The sequence below is a fragment of the Phenylobacterium haematophilum genome, assembly GCF_014196295.1.
Taxonomy (GTDB): Bacteria; Pseudomonadota; Alphaproteobacteria; order Caulobacterales; family Caulobacteraceae; genus Phenylobacterium; species Phenylobacterium haematophilum.
Genome location: NZ_JACIDK010000006.1, coordinates 87,520 through 100,748, shown reverse-complemented (window position 1 = coordinate 100,748; position 13,229 = coordinate 87,520). Strand labels below are relative to the sequence as shown.

14 protein-coding genes are annotated in these 13,229 nt (G+C 67.1%); 11 read left to right on the top strand and 3 right to left on the bottom strand.

The window, feature by feature from the left end:
- Positions 1 to 3: 3 nt before the first annotated feature.
- From GGQ61_RS17965 to GGQ61_RS17955, 3 genes are read right to left on the bottom strand one after another with little or no spacing between them, the layout of a single operon-like run.
- A complete protein-coding gene (locus tag GGQ61_RS17965; protein WP_183775867.1) occupies positions 4 to 1,203 on the bottom strand; it encodes an efflux RND transporter periplasmic adaptor subunit in 1,200 nt (399 codons plus the stop codon).
- Positions 1,200 to 2,465: a TolC family protein gene (locus GGQ61_RS17960; RefSeq protein WP_343056187.1), complete on the bottom strand. Its 1,266-nt coding sequence runs from the start codon at positions 2,463 to 2,465 to the stop codon at positions 1,200 to 1,202. Before GGQ61_RS17960 ends, GGQ61_RS17965 begins: the two co-directional genes overlap by 4 nt.
- A 37-nt stretch (positions 2,466 to 2,502) precedes the next feature.
- Positions 2,503 to 2,874: a hypothetical protein gene (locus GGQ61_RS17955; protein ID WP_183775866.1), complete on the bottom strand. Its 372-nt coding sequence runs from the start codon at positions 2,872 to 2,874 to the stop codon at positions 2,503 to 2,505.
- A 258-nt stretch (positions 2,875 to 3,132) separates the two neighbouring features.
- Between GGQ61_RS17955 and GGQ61_RS17950 the strand changes: the two genes are divergently transcribed.
- From GGQ61_RS17950 to GGQ61_RS17905, 11 genes are all read left to right on the top strand, one after another.
- Positions 3,133 to 3,591 carry a MerR family transcriptional regulator gene (locus tag GGQ61_RS17950; RefSeq protein WP_183775865.1) on the top strand — a complete coding sequence of 153 codons (459 nt, stop codon included), beginning with the start codon at positions 3,133 to 3,135 and terminating at the stop codon, positions 3,589 to 3,591.
- Between the two features lie 113 nt (positions 3,592 to 3,704).
- The gene (locus GGQ61_RS22525) at positions 3,705 to 3,827 is read left to right on the top strand and encodes a hypothetical protein (protein ID WP_281372729.1); all 123 of its coding nucleotides are present in this window, start codon (positions 3,705 to 3,707) and stop codon (positions 3,825 to 3,827) included.
- 648 nt (positions 3,828 to 4,475) lie between these two features.
- Positions 4,476 to 4,823 (top strand): TrbC/VirB2 family type IV secretion system protein, encoded by a 348-nt coding sequence (locus tag GGQ61_RS17945; protein ID WP_183775864.1) that lies wholly within the window; start codon positions 4,476 to 4,478, stop codon positions 4,821 to 4,823.
- Positions 4,823 to 5,086, top strand: coding sequence for a VirB3 family type IV secretion system protein (locus tag GGQ61_RS17940; protein WP_183775863.1), 264 nt, complete (start codon positions 4,823 to 4,825; stop codon positions 5,084 to 5,086). Before GGQ61_RS17945 ends, GGQ61_RS17940 begins: the two co-directional genes overlap by 1 nt.
- 95 nt (positions 5,087 to 5,181) lie before the next feature.
- Complete coding sequence (trbE, locus tag GGQ61_RS17935; protein WP_183775862.1) at positions 5,182 to 7,653, top strand: conjugal transfer protein TrbE; 2,472 nt, start codon at positions 5,182 to 5,184, stop codon at positions 7,651 to 7,653.
- Positions 7,653 to 8,006 carry a hypothetical protein gene (locus tag GGQ61_RS17930; RefSeq protein WP_183775861.1) on the top strand — a complete coding sequence of 118 codons (354 nt, stop codon included), beginning with the start codon at positions 7,653 to 7,655 and terminating at the stop codon, positions 8,004 to 8,006. The genes trbE and GGQ61_RS17930 overlap by 1 nt, the downstream gene beginning before the upstream one ends.
- Positions 7,999 to 8,730 (top strand): P-type conjugative transfer protein TrbJ, encoded by a 732-nt coding sequence (gene trbJ / locus GGQ61_RS17925; protein WP_183775859.1) that lies wholly within the window; start codon positions 7,999 to 8,001, stop codon positions 8,728 to 8,730. The genes GGQ61_RS17930 and trbJ overlap by 8 nt, the downstream gene beginning before the upstream one ends.
- Positions 8,731 to 8,984: 254 nt before the next feature.
- Complete coding sequence (gene trbL / locus GGQ61_RS17920; protein ID WP_246371056.1) at positions 8,985 to 10,295, top strand: P-type conjugative transfer protein TrbL; 1,311 nt, start codon at positions 8,985 to 8,987, stop codon at positions 10,293 to 10,295.
- 14 nt (positions 10,296 to 10,309) lie between these two features.
- Positions 10,310 to 10,993 carry a conjugal transfer protein TrbF gene (gene trbF, locus GGQ61_RS17915; RefSeq protein WP_183775855.1) on the top strand — a complete coding sequence of 228 codons (684 nt, stop codon included), beginning with the start codon at positions 10,310 to 10,312 and terminating at the stop codon, positions 10,991 to 10,993.
- The gene (gene trbG / locus GGQ61_RS17910) at positions 10,990 to 11,925 is read left to right on the top strand and encodes a P-type conjugative transfer protein TrbG (RefSeq protein ID WP_183775853.1); all 936 of its coding nucleotides are present in this window, start codon (positions 10,990 to 10,992) and stop codon (positions 11,923 to 11,925) included. The genes trbF and trbG overlap by 4 nt, the downstream gene beginning before the upstream one ends.
- Positions 11,926 to 11,929: 4 nt before the next feature.
- Positions 11,930 to 13,189: a TraB/TrbI/VirB10 family type IV secretion system protein gene (locus GGQ61_RS17905; RefSeq protein ID WP_183775851.1), complete on the top strand. Its 1,260-nt coding sequence runs from the start codon at positions 11,930 to 11,932 to the stop codon at positions 13,187 to 13,189.
- Positions 13,190 to 13,229 lie beyond the last annotated feature (40 nt).

Here is a 13,229-nt window from a genome sequence, read left to right as displayed (position 1 = left end):
CACCTATTCTTCTTCCGCCTCGCCCTTGGCGAGTTCGGCTTTCAAGAGGAAGGCGTTCTTGACCACGATGTTTTCGCCCGCTCGCAAGCCCGAAGCGACCTCAACTCGGCCTGCCGCGCGGATGCCGACGAGGACCGGCCGAGCCACGAAACCCGTCTTGGTCCGCACGAACACCACGTCTTGCCCCTCCCAGGTCTGGACGGCTTCCTCAGGCACGACGATGCCCGGACTGATCGACTGCCGCGCGGTGATGCGCGCGCGCACCGCCTGTCCAGGCTGAAGCTGTCCCTGGCCGCCCGTCAGCGTGAGCACGACGGTGGCCGCGCGCGTCGTCTCGTCCACACCCGGCGTCACGGACCGCACGACCGCGTTGGCGGTGACCCCGTCGTTCAGCTCGAGGACGGCGGGATCGCCCGGCCGGATCCGGCGCGCGTCGGCGGCGGTCACGGCCGCCTCGACCTGCAAGCGGCTGGCGTCAGCGACGCGGAAGAGTTCGGTCTCCGACTGCACGAAGGCGCCAAGGCTCGCCGGCGCCGAGGTGATCCGACCGTTGATCGGGCTGGTCACCATGACATAGCGACCATCGCGGGAGACGTCGGCGGCGCTCACGGCGGCAGCGGCGCTGCGCGCCTCCGCTCGTGCCGAGGCATCTTCGGCCTGGGCGGCCTCGAGGTCCTGGCGGGCGCTGACGCGCTGTTCGTAGAGGTGGCGTTCGCGCGCGAGGACTTTGGCCGCCAAGTCGGCTTTGGCCGCGGCCACGCTTCTGGCGGCGGCTATCTGGGAGGCTTCGCGACTTTCCACGAGCGCCAGCACTTCGCCGGCGCGCACCGGTTCGCCCAAACGCTTGTTGATGCGACTGACAGAGCCAGCGGCGCGGGCGGTGAGCACAGCCTGAGCGCCGGGCGCGGCCTCGACCGTGGCCTGCGCGACGATTTCGGAGGCCAAGCCCGTGGAAGACACTGGCTGGACGAGAAGCCCGCTCGCGGCGATGCGGTTCGCGTCCATTTCGACCGCGTCGGGGGCGCCGGCTGGCTTCTTCGCTTCGCCTGCCTCGGCAGCGGCCTCTGGCGCGGCTTTGCTGGTCAGCTTCGCAAGGCCAAAGCCGCCGGCTGCGGCCAAGATGACGGCCACGGCGATCCCGCCAAGGAGAGCGTTTCGGCTGACCCCCGGCGCTGCGGAGACCTGCTTGGTGTCGTGCTTCATGGTTGGTCTCCAAAGGGGGTGACGCCGGCGAGCCGGGCGAGCGCGGCCTGCGCGCTCAGCCGCTCGGTGGCGGCCTCGATTGTTTGGGTGCGCGCCTCGGTCAGCGCGCGGCGCGCGCTGAGCAGTTCCACCAAAGCCAGCTTGCCGCCTTCGTAGCCGATGCGGGTCAGGCGGTAGGCTTCCTCGGCGGTTTGCTCGCCCCCCCGCGCGGCGACCAGACGGGTTTCGGCGGCGCTCACACGGGCAATGCCAGACCGGGCCGCCGCCTCCGCATCAAGTCGGGCCGCATGGAGCCGGGCCTCGGCGGCGCTCAACTCCGCGCGCGCCGCACTGATGTTGCCGCCATTGCGGTTGAAGATGGGGAACGGCATCGCGACGCCAGCCAACATGGCGGTGGCGTTGTTCTCCTGAGTCTTACGGACGCCGAAGGAGACGGTGACGTCGGGAGTCGCTTGGGTTCGCTCCACCCGCACCCGCCGCGCCGCCGCTTCGCGCTCGGCTTCCGCAGCCAGATAGGAGGGGCTCGCGAGGGGATTCGGATCCGGGGTCCGGACGGCCTTGGCGGCTTCGTCGAGCAAGCTGACCGGGATCGAGGTGATGGGCGCCGGCGCGCCCACCATGGCGGTGAGATTGGCGAAGGCCGTGGCGCGTGCGGCTTTGGCTTGGTCGACCGCCGCGCGCGCTGCCTGCACTGCGGCTTGCGCCTGCACCCGTCGTAGATCCGCCTCGCGGCCGGCTTCGACGAGGACACCTGCAATGCGGGCGTCTTCCTGGGCGAGTTCGAGACCATCGGCCGCCAACTGCAGTCTGCGATCAGAGCCCTCAGCCTCAGCATAAGCCGCCGCCAGATCGAAGGCGTACTCGGACTGGACGCGCGCCACGCGGCGTCGCGCGGCCTCAACGTCGGCGCGGCCGGCGGCGATGCGGGCCGGTCGCTTGCCGCCGAGCTCGATCGTCTGTTCGATCGAAGCCGTGGTCTCCGCCATGTGCAGCCCGTTGCTGGCGGCGAAATTTTCCACTTGCACCCCCACGGTCGGGTTCGGGAAGGCCCCGGCTTGGCGCGCCAAGCCTTCGGCGCGCGCGATTTCCGCCCGCGCTTCCGCCAGACGGGGCGCCGTCGCCTGGGCTTGGCGCAGCAGTTCTTTGAAGGGCGGGGCGGGTTCAGCGAGCGCGGCGCTGCCCAGCAGCGCTTGCAGCGAAAGCCCAAATAGCAGCGTGCGACGCAGTTTTCGAGCAACAGGTAGGGACATGGACCTTCTCACGATTGACGAGGCGGACGCACCACTGGCGCGGAGCGGCTCAGGCGCGAGGCGGTCGATTCAGCTCGAATTCGGGATGAGACACGGGCAAAGCTGCGTTCAACAGCGCGTGGCGCTCGTTTGGCCGGTCGCCGACGAACGCGTCATCAACCGTCACGGGCGGCAGGAAGCCCACCCCGAAGTGGCAGTGGCCGTAGAGGCGAAGCCCGACCAGAGCAGGAGATGTTTTGCCCTGCTCTCCACTCGCGACCATCTTGATATGCGGGCCGGGCTCGGCCGACGTGATCGTGGGCGCCAGTTTGGCCTCTGAGCAGAGCACGGCATCGAGGCTCGGGGCGAGGACAAGCAAGGTTACCGCGCAAGCGATCGCCAGCCGCGCCAACCCCCTCCCCCATGCCTTCAGTGCGTCCACGGCCTACCCTAGATATTCGAACGCCATGAGCGGGCGCACGCCACTGGAGGCGCTCTCCGAGAGAAGTCGCGCCTTGAAGCAGCGGCATGTTGCTTCCTCTAGTAGCTAGAGGATCAAGCTCTTTTTTCTTAGCCTGCACCTGTCTGTGTTCGTCCCCCGCGCGTGGCGGTTTGCGAGGCGCCCAAGAGGCTCGTTTTCGCGCCCTCTAGTTACTAGAGGATGTCGCGGCTACAGTTGTCGTTCTGGGCGGAGATGACGATGGCGACCCTTTCAATCGGCAAGCTGGCCAAGGCGGCGGACGTGAAGGTTCCCACGATACGGTTTTATGAGCAGATCGGCCTGCTGCCGCTGGCGCCGCGAACCGAAAGCGATCGTCGCCTCTACGACGAGGCTTCGATCCGCCGGCTCGCCTTCATCAAACGTGCCCGCCAGCTTGGCTTCCCCATCGACGCTATCCGGACGCTGCTCGACCTCTCCGACCATCCCGAGCGGGCGTGCGACGACGCGAACATCCTCGCTCGCGAGCAACTCGCCACCGTGGAGACCAAGATCGTGCAGCTCGATTCGCTCCGGTCGGTGCTGGAAAGGATGGTCGCGTCGGGATGTGAGGGAAGCCCCGGCGGCTGTCGTGTGATTGAGGCCTTGGCCGACCAGGCGCCCCTTCGCGACACGTCCGCGTCTGGCGGAGACGACGACTCGACTGGCCTTTTAGCCTGATCCCGCGCGCCGAGGTCTCGCCAGAGTGGGCGCCAGGTTCTTAGCGGCGAAGCTCAGCGATCCTGGCGGGGGCGGGCGTCGCCGTCGCTGCCCTGGGGCTGATCGCCTGGGCCGTGTTGAGCTACAGCAAGCGGCTGCCGATCTCGCAGTTCTTCAGCTACAGTTCGATGCTCATCTCAGCCCTGGCGGTGGTGCTGGCCGGAAAGGTGTCGCCGCCCTCCAGGAGGCTGGCCTGATCGACATCCAACCGCTGGCGGCTGTCCCGCGCGTCGAGGTGCTGGGCGTGTTGCCCACCCTCGAGGGGATGGGTGCTCAGCTCGCCACCCTGCTCATGATCCTGGTCGGCTTCCGGCGCCGCCGGGCAGAGGCCAGAACCTAGCGGCGGGCCCGCAACAACTTCAATTTCGCCAGGGCCTCCAGGCCGAGGCTGAGCTTCGTTGTGGGGCCCTGAGGCTCAGATGGTCTCGGTTACTCCCCTGAGCCGGAGAACGCCGATCGAAGGTTCTAATCATGGGAAGCACTACAGATAGGTGAGCACTTGAGGCCTACCCTGCCCTGATGCTGGTTATCGAGCTTTAACTATATAATAAAGGCGGGACATTGTGATGCGTGAACGGCTAAGCTTAGGGGCGCTGACTAGCCTTTGGTTGGAATTCCTGCCCCGTTTCGGTCATAATGTCTTCGGACAACCGGCCCTCTTCTGAATCGGAGCAATCCGCGCGCCGAGCCTTGCCCATCGTCATAAGCTTAGCAATGGGCGTTTATGGATAAAAACGCACCTCGTGGGCGGTTAGTGGCATAAGAGTCCTTGACCACCCGCGCTTTGCGACTCAATCCTGGGTAGCCCGAGTTGTTCGGGGCTACGCTCAGGAAAGCGCTCGACGATGGCCTTCACTTCATTCAGCGCGGCCGAGGGCCGCTGCAATCTGCGAACGGCGGTCATGGTCGCCGGCATCGCAATGCTCGTCGCCGGTCCCGCCTGGGCCGCCGGCGGCGGCACCGCCATGCCCTGGGAGACGCCGCTGGAGACGATCATGCAGTCGCTGTCGGGGCCGGTGGCCAAGGCGGTGGGCATCATCGCCATCGTGCTGACCGGCCTGGGCTTCGCCTTCTCAGAGGGCGGCTCGGTCTTGCGCCGCGGCATCGGCATCGTCTTCGGCCTGGCCATCGCCTTCACCGCGACGACCTTCATCACCTCGTTCTTCAACATGACCGCCGGAGCGGCATTCTGATGGCCTCGCTCGTGGATGGGTTCGAGATCGGGTTCCACAGCTCGCTCGCCGAGCCGGTGACCATCGCCGGCGTCCCGCGAATGATCGCGGTCCTCAACGGCACGCTCACCGCCGTTCTTGCTCTCGGCCTCCAGGTTCCGCTGATCGGCGTGCCCCTCGGCCTAGCGATCCACGCCGTCTGCTACTGGCTCAACAAGCGCGATCCCTACTTCTTCGACGCCCTCGGGCGGCACATTCGTCAGCGACCGTATCTGGACGCCTGATGGCTGACCGCCCCTCCCCTCCCCCCTGCCTACGTCCGGACTCGCCGCCTCGGCGATGGGCGCAGGTCTGTTGACCGCAAGGCCTTGAGGCCCCGATGTTGTACCTGCGTGAATACCGTCCCAAAGCCGACCGCCTCTTCGATCATCTGCCGTGGGTGGCGCTCATCGGGCCGGGCCTCCTGATCAACAAGGATGGCAGTTTCCAGAAGACGCTCGCGTTCCGCGGCCCCGATTTGGCCAGCTCGACCGAAGCGGGCTTGGTGGCGGTTCGCGCCCAACTGAACAACGCGCTGCGCCGGCTCGGATCGCGCTGGTGTCTTCACATCGAGGCGCTCCGCGCCGCCTCCCAGGATTATCCTTCCAGCAGCTTCCCGGATCCGGTCTCGGACCTGATCGACAACGAGCGCCGCGACGCCTTCGAGTCCCAGGAGCGCCATTTCGAGAGCCGCTACTTCCTCACCTTCACCTACTTGCCGCCAGAGGAGGCGGTGAGCACGGCCGAGAGCCTGCTTCTCGAAAACGCCCCCTCCGGTCGCGGCGCGGCGGGCATGTACCGCGCCGCGCTGAACGACTTCCAGGGCACGGTCCGCCAGATCGCCGACATCCTGACGGCCATCATGCCGGAGGTCCGCGAGCTCAGCGACGATGAGACCCTGACCTACCTGCACGGCTGCATCTCGACCAAGCGCCACTATGTGCGGGCACCGGAAACACCGGCCTACCTCGACGCCTTCCTGACCGATGACGATTTCCAGGGCGGGCTCTTCCCTCGGCTCGGCAAGCGCTACATCCGCACGATCTCCGTGCGGGCTTACCCGACCACTTCATCGCCCGGCCTGCTGGATCGCCTGAACGAACTGGGGATCAGCTACCGTTGGGTCTGTCGCTACCTGCCGCTCGACAAGGAAGATGCGCGGCGGGCGGTGACCACAGTCCGCAAGCGCTGGTTCGCCAAGCGCAAGGGCGTCCTCGCCTTGCTGAAGGAGGCGATCACCCGCGAGCCTTCTCTCCTGGAAGACCCTGACGCGGCGGCCAAGTCGGCCGACGCCGACGCGGCCCTGGCCATCCTCGGCGGCGACTTCGCCTCGATCGGCTATTTCACGCCCACGGTCACGCTGATGGACGAGGACGCCGATCGGCTCGCCGACCGCGTCCGCGAAGTCGAAGGCGCCATCAACCGCGCCGGCTTCGTTTGTAAGGTCGAAGACGTCAACGCCGTGGAGGCCTGGATCGGCAGCCTTCCCGGCCAGGCCTACGCGGACCTGCGCCGGCCGCTCGTCTCGTCCCTGAACCTTTGTGACATGATGCCGATGTCGGCGATCTGGCCAGGCCCGACCCGCAACGCCCATCTGACCGAGGAGTGCCTCAAGCGGGGCCACAAGGGCACGCAGCCTCCCCTCATGTTCGCCCGGACGGCCGGCACAACGCCATTCCGTTTCGACCTCCACCAGGGCGACGTCGGCCACACCATGGTGGTCGGCCCGACGGGGTCTGGGAAGTCGGTTCTGCTCAATACGATCGCCATGCAGTGGCTGCGCTATCCCGAAGCGCAGGTCTTCTTCTTCGACAAGGGCGCGAGCTCGCGGGCGGCGACCCTCCTGGCCGGAGGCCAATTCTTCTTTCTAGGCGGCGACGCCAGCGAACTGGCGTTCCAGCCGCTCGCCGACATCGACGGACCGGAAGACCGCGCCTGGGCCCAGGAATGGGTTGAGGACCTCGTCGCCGCTGAGGGCGTACCGATCGTGCCCCAGGTCAAGGAGGAGATCTGGAGCGGGCTGCGCAACCTCGCCGCGGGCCCACGCGAGCAACGCACCCTCACGCTCCTGGCCGCCACCGTCCAGGACCAGGCGGTGAAGGCGGCTCTGGCGCCCTACACCCTCAGCGGCCCGCACGGCCATCTGCTCGACGCCCACCAGAACAGCCTGCAGGCGGCGGTCTGGCAGACCTTCGAGATGGTCGAGCTGATGGCCAACCGGGCCGCCCTGGCGCCGGTGCTCACCTACATCTTCCGCACGCTGGAGCGCCGGTTCGATGGGCGGCCCACGTTGCTGGTGCTCGACGAGGCCTGGCTGTTCCTCGACCAGGGGGCCTTCGCGGCGAAGATCCGCGAGTGGCTGAAGACGCTGCGGAAATACAATGTCGCCGTCGTCTTTGCGACCCAGAGCCTCGCCGACGTGGCGAGGTCCTCGATCGCCCCGGCGCTGATCGAAAGCTGTCCCACCCGGATTTTCCTGCCGAACCCGGATGCGCCCACGCCGCAGATCGCCGATCTCTACACAGGCTTCGGCCTCAACGCCCAGCAGATCCGGATCATCGCCAGCGCCACGCCGAAGCGCGAATATTACTATCAGTCGACGGCCGGGAACCGGCTCTTCGAGCTCGGCCTGGGCCCCATCGCGCTGGCGGCCGTTGGAGCATCGTCGCCCGGCGACCAGCAGGCGATCACGGCGGCGCTTCAGGAGGACCGGGAGGGCTTCGCGGCGCGGTTCTACGCCGCTCGGGGCCTGACCGAGGTTGCGACCTACCTCGATGAATCGGCGTCCCCGCCGGCCGCGAGGGTCGCCTGATGGAAAACGCAACCCCGGAAGACGCTCCAGCGCTGATCGCCGCTCGTCCCCTCAGCGAGCGCGAGCTTGCCCGCTTGACCGTCGTTACACGTCGTCTTCCGTCCGGCTGGCTGCTAACCGTGCGTCGTCGCCGTTTGATGTTCCTCGGCCTCGCGGCGCCGGGCTTCCTGGCGGTGTTCACCACCACGCTCCACCACAATTTCTTCGTGCTGGTCGCCGGCTTCGTCCTGTTCGGGGCGGCCGTTCTCTTCCGCGCCGTGTCCGAGCCGCTCTTCGTCCGCGCCGAGGCGGCCGACATCTGGCCGCCGGAGTCATTTCCGCCCTCGCGCCAAAGGGAGTTTCCACATGCGTAGGCTTCTCACCACGGCCGCGGCCGTCGCTTTTCTCGCGCTCCCCGCTTCGGTGGTCGCGCCGCCCCCGGCCCAGGCGCAGATTTTCCCGGGTGTGGTCGTCAATGATCCGGCGGCGATCGCCCAAATGGTCTCTCAGGTGAGCAACAGCCTGCGGCAGATCGAGCAGTTGCAGGCGCAGCTGACCAACCAGGTGGCCATGCTTCAGAAGCTTGGGACCGACGTAACCCAGCCGCTGGCTCAGCTCAGCCAACAGGCCACCCAGCTCCTCCAGCAGGCGCAGGCGATCGGCTACAATGGCCAGAACATCGGCCAGCAATTCCAGCAGCTCTATCCGTCGAGCCTGTCCGGCAACAGCCTTCAGCAGATCCTGCAGCGCTATGGCAGTTGGCAAGACAACAGCCGCCTGACCCTCCAGGATTCGATGGCGGTCCAGAACCAGCTGGTCCGTTCGCAGCCCACGACCGCCAACGCCGTGACCAGCGCCGTCGCTGCGTCTCAGAGCGCGGCCGGCCAGACCGCGGCCATCCAGGCCACGAACCAACTTCTCGCCGCCCTGAGCGGCCAGCTGGAAGGTCTGCAGACCATCCTTATCGCGCAGGCTAGGACCCAGGAAACCATCCTAGCGCAGCAGCAGGCTGGCTCGGTGGCCGCTCGCGCAGAGTCACAGCGCCACAATGCTTACACTCCCGTCCGCGGCTCCTTTGCCGGCGACAAGGGCCTGTGATGTTGCGCGGCCGTCTCCTTCTTATGTTCGCGATGGCCGCGCTGATGGCTTCTTGCGGACGCCCGGCTGAGGTTTCGGAGAAATCAACCAAGCCAGCCGTTACGGATAAGAAGTGTCCGGACCCCAGTATTCACGACTCTACAAATCCCTGCTCGCCCAACTACTACAAGCCCGTTCAAGGAGGCTTCAAGGGGGAGAAGGGGGTTTAGTCAAATCTACGAGTACGTAATATGGCAACCGCGAGTCCAGCCGCGTTGGACGAGTTTATTCGTCGCTTCACGGGTCAAATTGATAGTGGCTTTGGCCTGATCGCTGGCGATGTCCAGGCGATCCTGGCGACGCTAGTTGTCATCAGCATCACACTGACGGCGATCCTCTGGGCCATTGATGAAACTCAAAACATCATGGCGAGCTTTGTTCGCAAGATACTGCTTGTGGGCTTCTTCGCCTGGCTAGTGAGTTCCTGGCAGACGCTGAGCGCCACCGTCGTGAATGGCTTCGCCATGCTCGGCCTAAGGGCCGGCGGCGGGCCTTCGACGTTTAGCGATTTCAAAAACGCTCCGACGACAGCAGTCGACGCTGGCATGCAGGTTGTCGTGAAGCTGGTCGACTATATTGGCCAGCTTGCCTCGCAAAATGCTGGCTTCGGCGCTCTCCAGCACATTGACGCCATACTAATCGCCGCCGTCGCGGCTATCGGCATTTTGCTTGCTTTCATTGTTCTGGCGATCGAGATCGCGGTCACGATCATAGAGTTCCATCTCGTCACTCTGATTGCGTTTGTCACGGTACCGTTTGGGGTGCTCACCCAGACGTCGTTTATGGCGGAGCGGGCTATCGGATACGTCGTATCTGTCGGCCTTAAGATGATGGCCCTCGGTGTAATCCTCGGCGTCGGCATCAATATCTATAAGACCTTCACGCTCTCTGCTGAGCCTACAATCGGCGAAGAATGCGGACTGCTCCTTTCCGCCATTTTCCTGATGATGCTCGCGCTGAAAGTCCCGGCGATCGCTGGGGCGCTAGTTTCTGGCGGCCCGCAACTCAGCGCCGGCAGCGGCCTCATGGGCGCGGCCGGTGTCGCGGCAGGTGTGGCCGGTGTTGCGCTCGCTGGTCGGACAATCGGCGGCGCCGTGGCAGGCGGCTGGGCGGCTGGAGGCCAGAAGGTTGCGGCCGCTCAAGCCGCCGCAGGCGCAATCCCGCCAGGCGGTGGGTCCCCGAGCGGAGGTGGCGGTCCGAGCGGCGGCGGTAGCGGCGGTGGTGGCGGTTTCGGCGGCGCCGCGGCCGAGTTCGCGCGGGCCCCCGTTTCGAGCGCCGTCGCTTCGGCTCGCCGGTTCGCCAATCGCTCGAGTGGAGAAGCCGACGGCGGCGGCGAAGGCTCGCCGCCACCTCCCCCAGCCCCTTCGGCGGCCGACACCGTGGCGCGAACCCGCGAACGCCGCAGCGGAGTGCGGGCCGCAGCCGAGGGGAGCTTCGCGGCGGCCACCAGTACGGCCAACGACATCACGCCGGGGATGCCCGCAACGGCGACGCGGCGGGGTGACGATCCCGATCGCGAAGCCTGAACCGGATTGGATTGATGAACCCCTTCAAGCGCCCCAACGACCGCTATGGCAGCTCGGCTCCGGTGGAGACCCCTTATCTCCGCGCCTCCCGCGAATGGGACATGCGCCTCGGCTCAGCGACCGTTCAGGCCAAGAACTGGCGGCTCGCGGCCTTCATCTGCATGGGGATCACCGCCTTGTCGGTGGGCGGCCTGATCTGGCAATCGACCAACACCAACATCGCCACCTACGTCGTGCCGATCGACAAATACGGTCGCCCCGGCCGCATTGAGCTGGCGGGCCGGACCTATCAGCCGGCCACCGCCGAGATCGGCTACTTCCTCGCCGACTGGGTCCGGCGGACACGATCCAAGAGCATCGATCCGATCGTCATCCGGGACAACTGGACGGGGGCCTACCACTTCGTCGCCGGCGGCGCGATCGGCCAGCTCAACGACTACGCCAAGGCCAACGACCCGTTTGCCAACGCCGGCACGCAGGCGGTCAATGTCGAAATCGTCTCCGTGCTTCCCCGCAGTCCGAACACCTACCAAGTGCAGTGGCGCGAGACGACGTTCAACGCCGGCGCCAGCGGCCTCACCGAGAACTGGACCGGCCTTTTCACTACCAAGGTCAACCCGCCCAAGAACGAGGCGGAGCTACGGGCCAATCCTCTGGGGATCTACATCACCGCGTTTCAGTGGAGTCGCGAGCTATGACCCTCACTCACCCGCATTCTCGCGTCGCCCTCGCGGCCATGGCCGTTCTGGCGTTCTCGCCCCTGGCCGGTCCTGCGCTGGCCCAGGTCCAGCGTCCCGCCGCGCCGGCGGCGGCAGCTGCGGCCCCGCCGGTGGCGGCGAAGCCAGCGCCCCGTCCAGCGCGGTCCCGGCCGGCGCCTGGATATCGCACGGTCTATTCCGCCAATGCGCACAGCCGCGACCTCCCCGCCAGCGGCGCCTATGTCAACGCCGCGCTCTACTACGCCTTCGAGCCCGGCCGGCTCTACACGGTGAATACGAGCCCGCGATTCCTGACCGTGATCGCCCTGCGGCCCGGCGAGAAGCTCATCTCGAAGGCGGCCGGCGACACGGTGCGCTGGGTGCTCGGCGAGACTGTGCAGGGCTCGGGCGTTTCCGAGCAGGTGCTGGTGATGCTGAAACCGACGCGCGGGAGTTTGCGCACCAATGTGATCCTCACCACGGACCAGCGGACCTATCTGCTCGAGGCGGTCAGCCGCGAGGGCGAAGCCTACACCAGCGTGGTCAACTGGACCTACGCGCTGGACGAGGCGCGCGAGGCCCAGGCGGCCAAGGCCGCCGACGCGCGGGGGGTGGTGGCGTCGGGGCTCGCCGTGGACCAGCTTCACTTCGACTACGACATCCGACCGATCAAATCGAAGTCGCCCAACTGGCAGCCGCTGCGGGTCTTCGATGACGGCCTGAAGACCTACATCCAGTTTCCGACCAACCTCGGGGCCAGCGAGGCGCCGCCACTGTTCGTCATCGGCGCGGACAGGCAGGCCCAGCTCGTCAACTACCGCTACCTGAACGGTTACTACGTCGTCGACCGGCTGATCGACGTCGCCGAGCTGCGGCTTGGCGAAAAGCGCCAGACCGTCGTCCGCATCACCCGCACCGGCAAGCGGAGCTGACGTCATGTCGCATCTTCCGCCTGATCCGCCGCTCGAATCGCAGGCCCCGCCGCTCGTGGAGCCGAAGGCGTCTTCCGAGAGCGTGCTCGCCGCTCCGCGCGCGCCGGTCACCCGGTGGAACCGTCGCTATCTGCTGGCCGGCGCCGCCGTCCTGGCCGGCCTGGTGGGGCTCGGCTTCTATGTCGGGTTCGGGGGCGCCCATCGCCCACAGACCCGCCCGGTCGACGAGCAGGCCAATATCGACACCAACACGTCGCAGATCCCGGCGATCGCTGGCCGCTACGCGGCCGGCTATGGCGATCCGACCGTCCAGGCCGGGCCTGGCCAGCCGGGCTTCGCCAGGCTGCCGCCGCCTGCTCTCGCCCCCGGGGCGGTGGATCCTGCAGCGGGCGGGGCGGTCGCCGCAGCCCCTCCCCCTCCCCCTCCCCCACCCGTCGATCCGCAGGTGCAGGCCGCCCAGGAGCAAGCGATCGCCGCCCGTGCATCGGGGCCCTTCTTCGGCGGGGCGCCGCCGCAAGCGCAGGCGTCAGCCCCGGGGATGACCCTCGCGGCCACAGCGCCCGGCGGCGGGGTCGGCGGTGCGGCCGCGCCGGGCGAGGTCCAGCCCGGCAATGGCCAAGCGGCCAAGGTGCAGTTCGCGCAGAGTTCTCGCGCCGAAGACTATCTTCTCAACCCCCTTCGACCGGCGGCCAGCCCTTGGGAGGTGAAGGCGGGCGCCATCATCCCGGCGGCGCTGATCACGGCCTTGAACTCGGATCTGCCGGGCGAGGTGATCGCCCAGGTCACCGAGCCGGTCTACGATCACCGCACCGGCCGCACCGTCCTGATCCCGCAGGGATCGCGGCTGATCGGCCAGTACGACAGTCAGATCGCCTACGGTCAGAACCGGCTGATGGTGGCCTGGAACCGGATCATCATGCCCGACGGCCGCTCAATCAACATCGGGTCGATGACCGGCGCGGACCTGAGCGGGGCGGCGGGCCTGCAGGACCGCCGCGATGGCCACTTCGGCCAGCTCGCTCGTGGCGTTCTGCTATCGACGCTGTTCAGCGTCGGCGCGGCCGCAGCCCAGGACGCGGGCACGCGCAGCTCGGGCGGACTGGTGATCAACAGCGTCGGCAGCGGCGTGGCCAACTCCGCTCAGATAGTGGGCCAGCAGATCACCGGCCGCGACCTCAACCGCCAGCCAACGCTGATGGTGCGCGCTGGCTGGCCGCTGCGTGTTTTGGTCAGCAAGGACATGATCCTCGCGCCCTACCCCTGAGCGGCGCGGCATGCCCCCATTCTAATCCTCGAGACCTGGA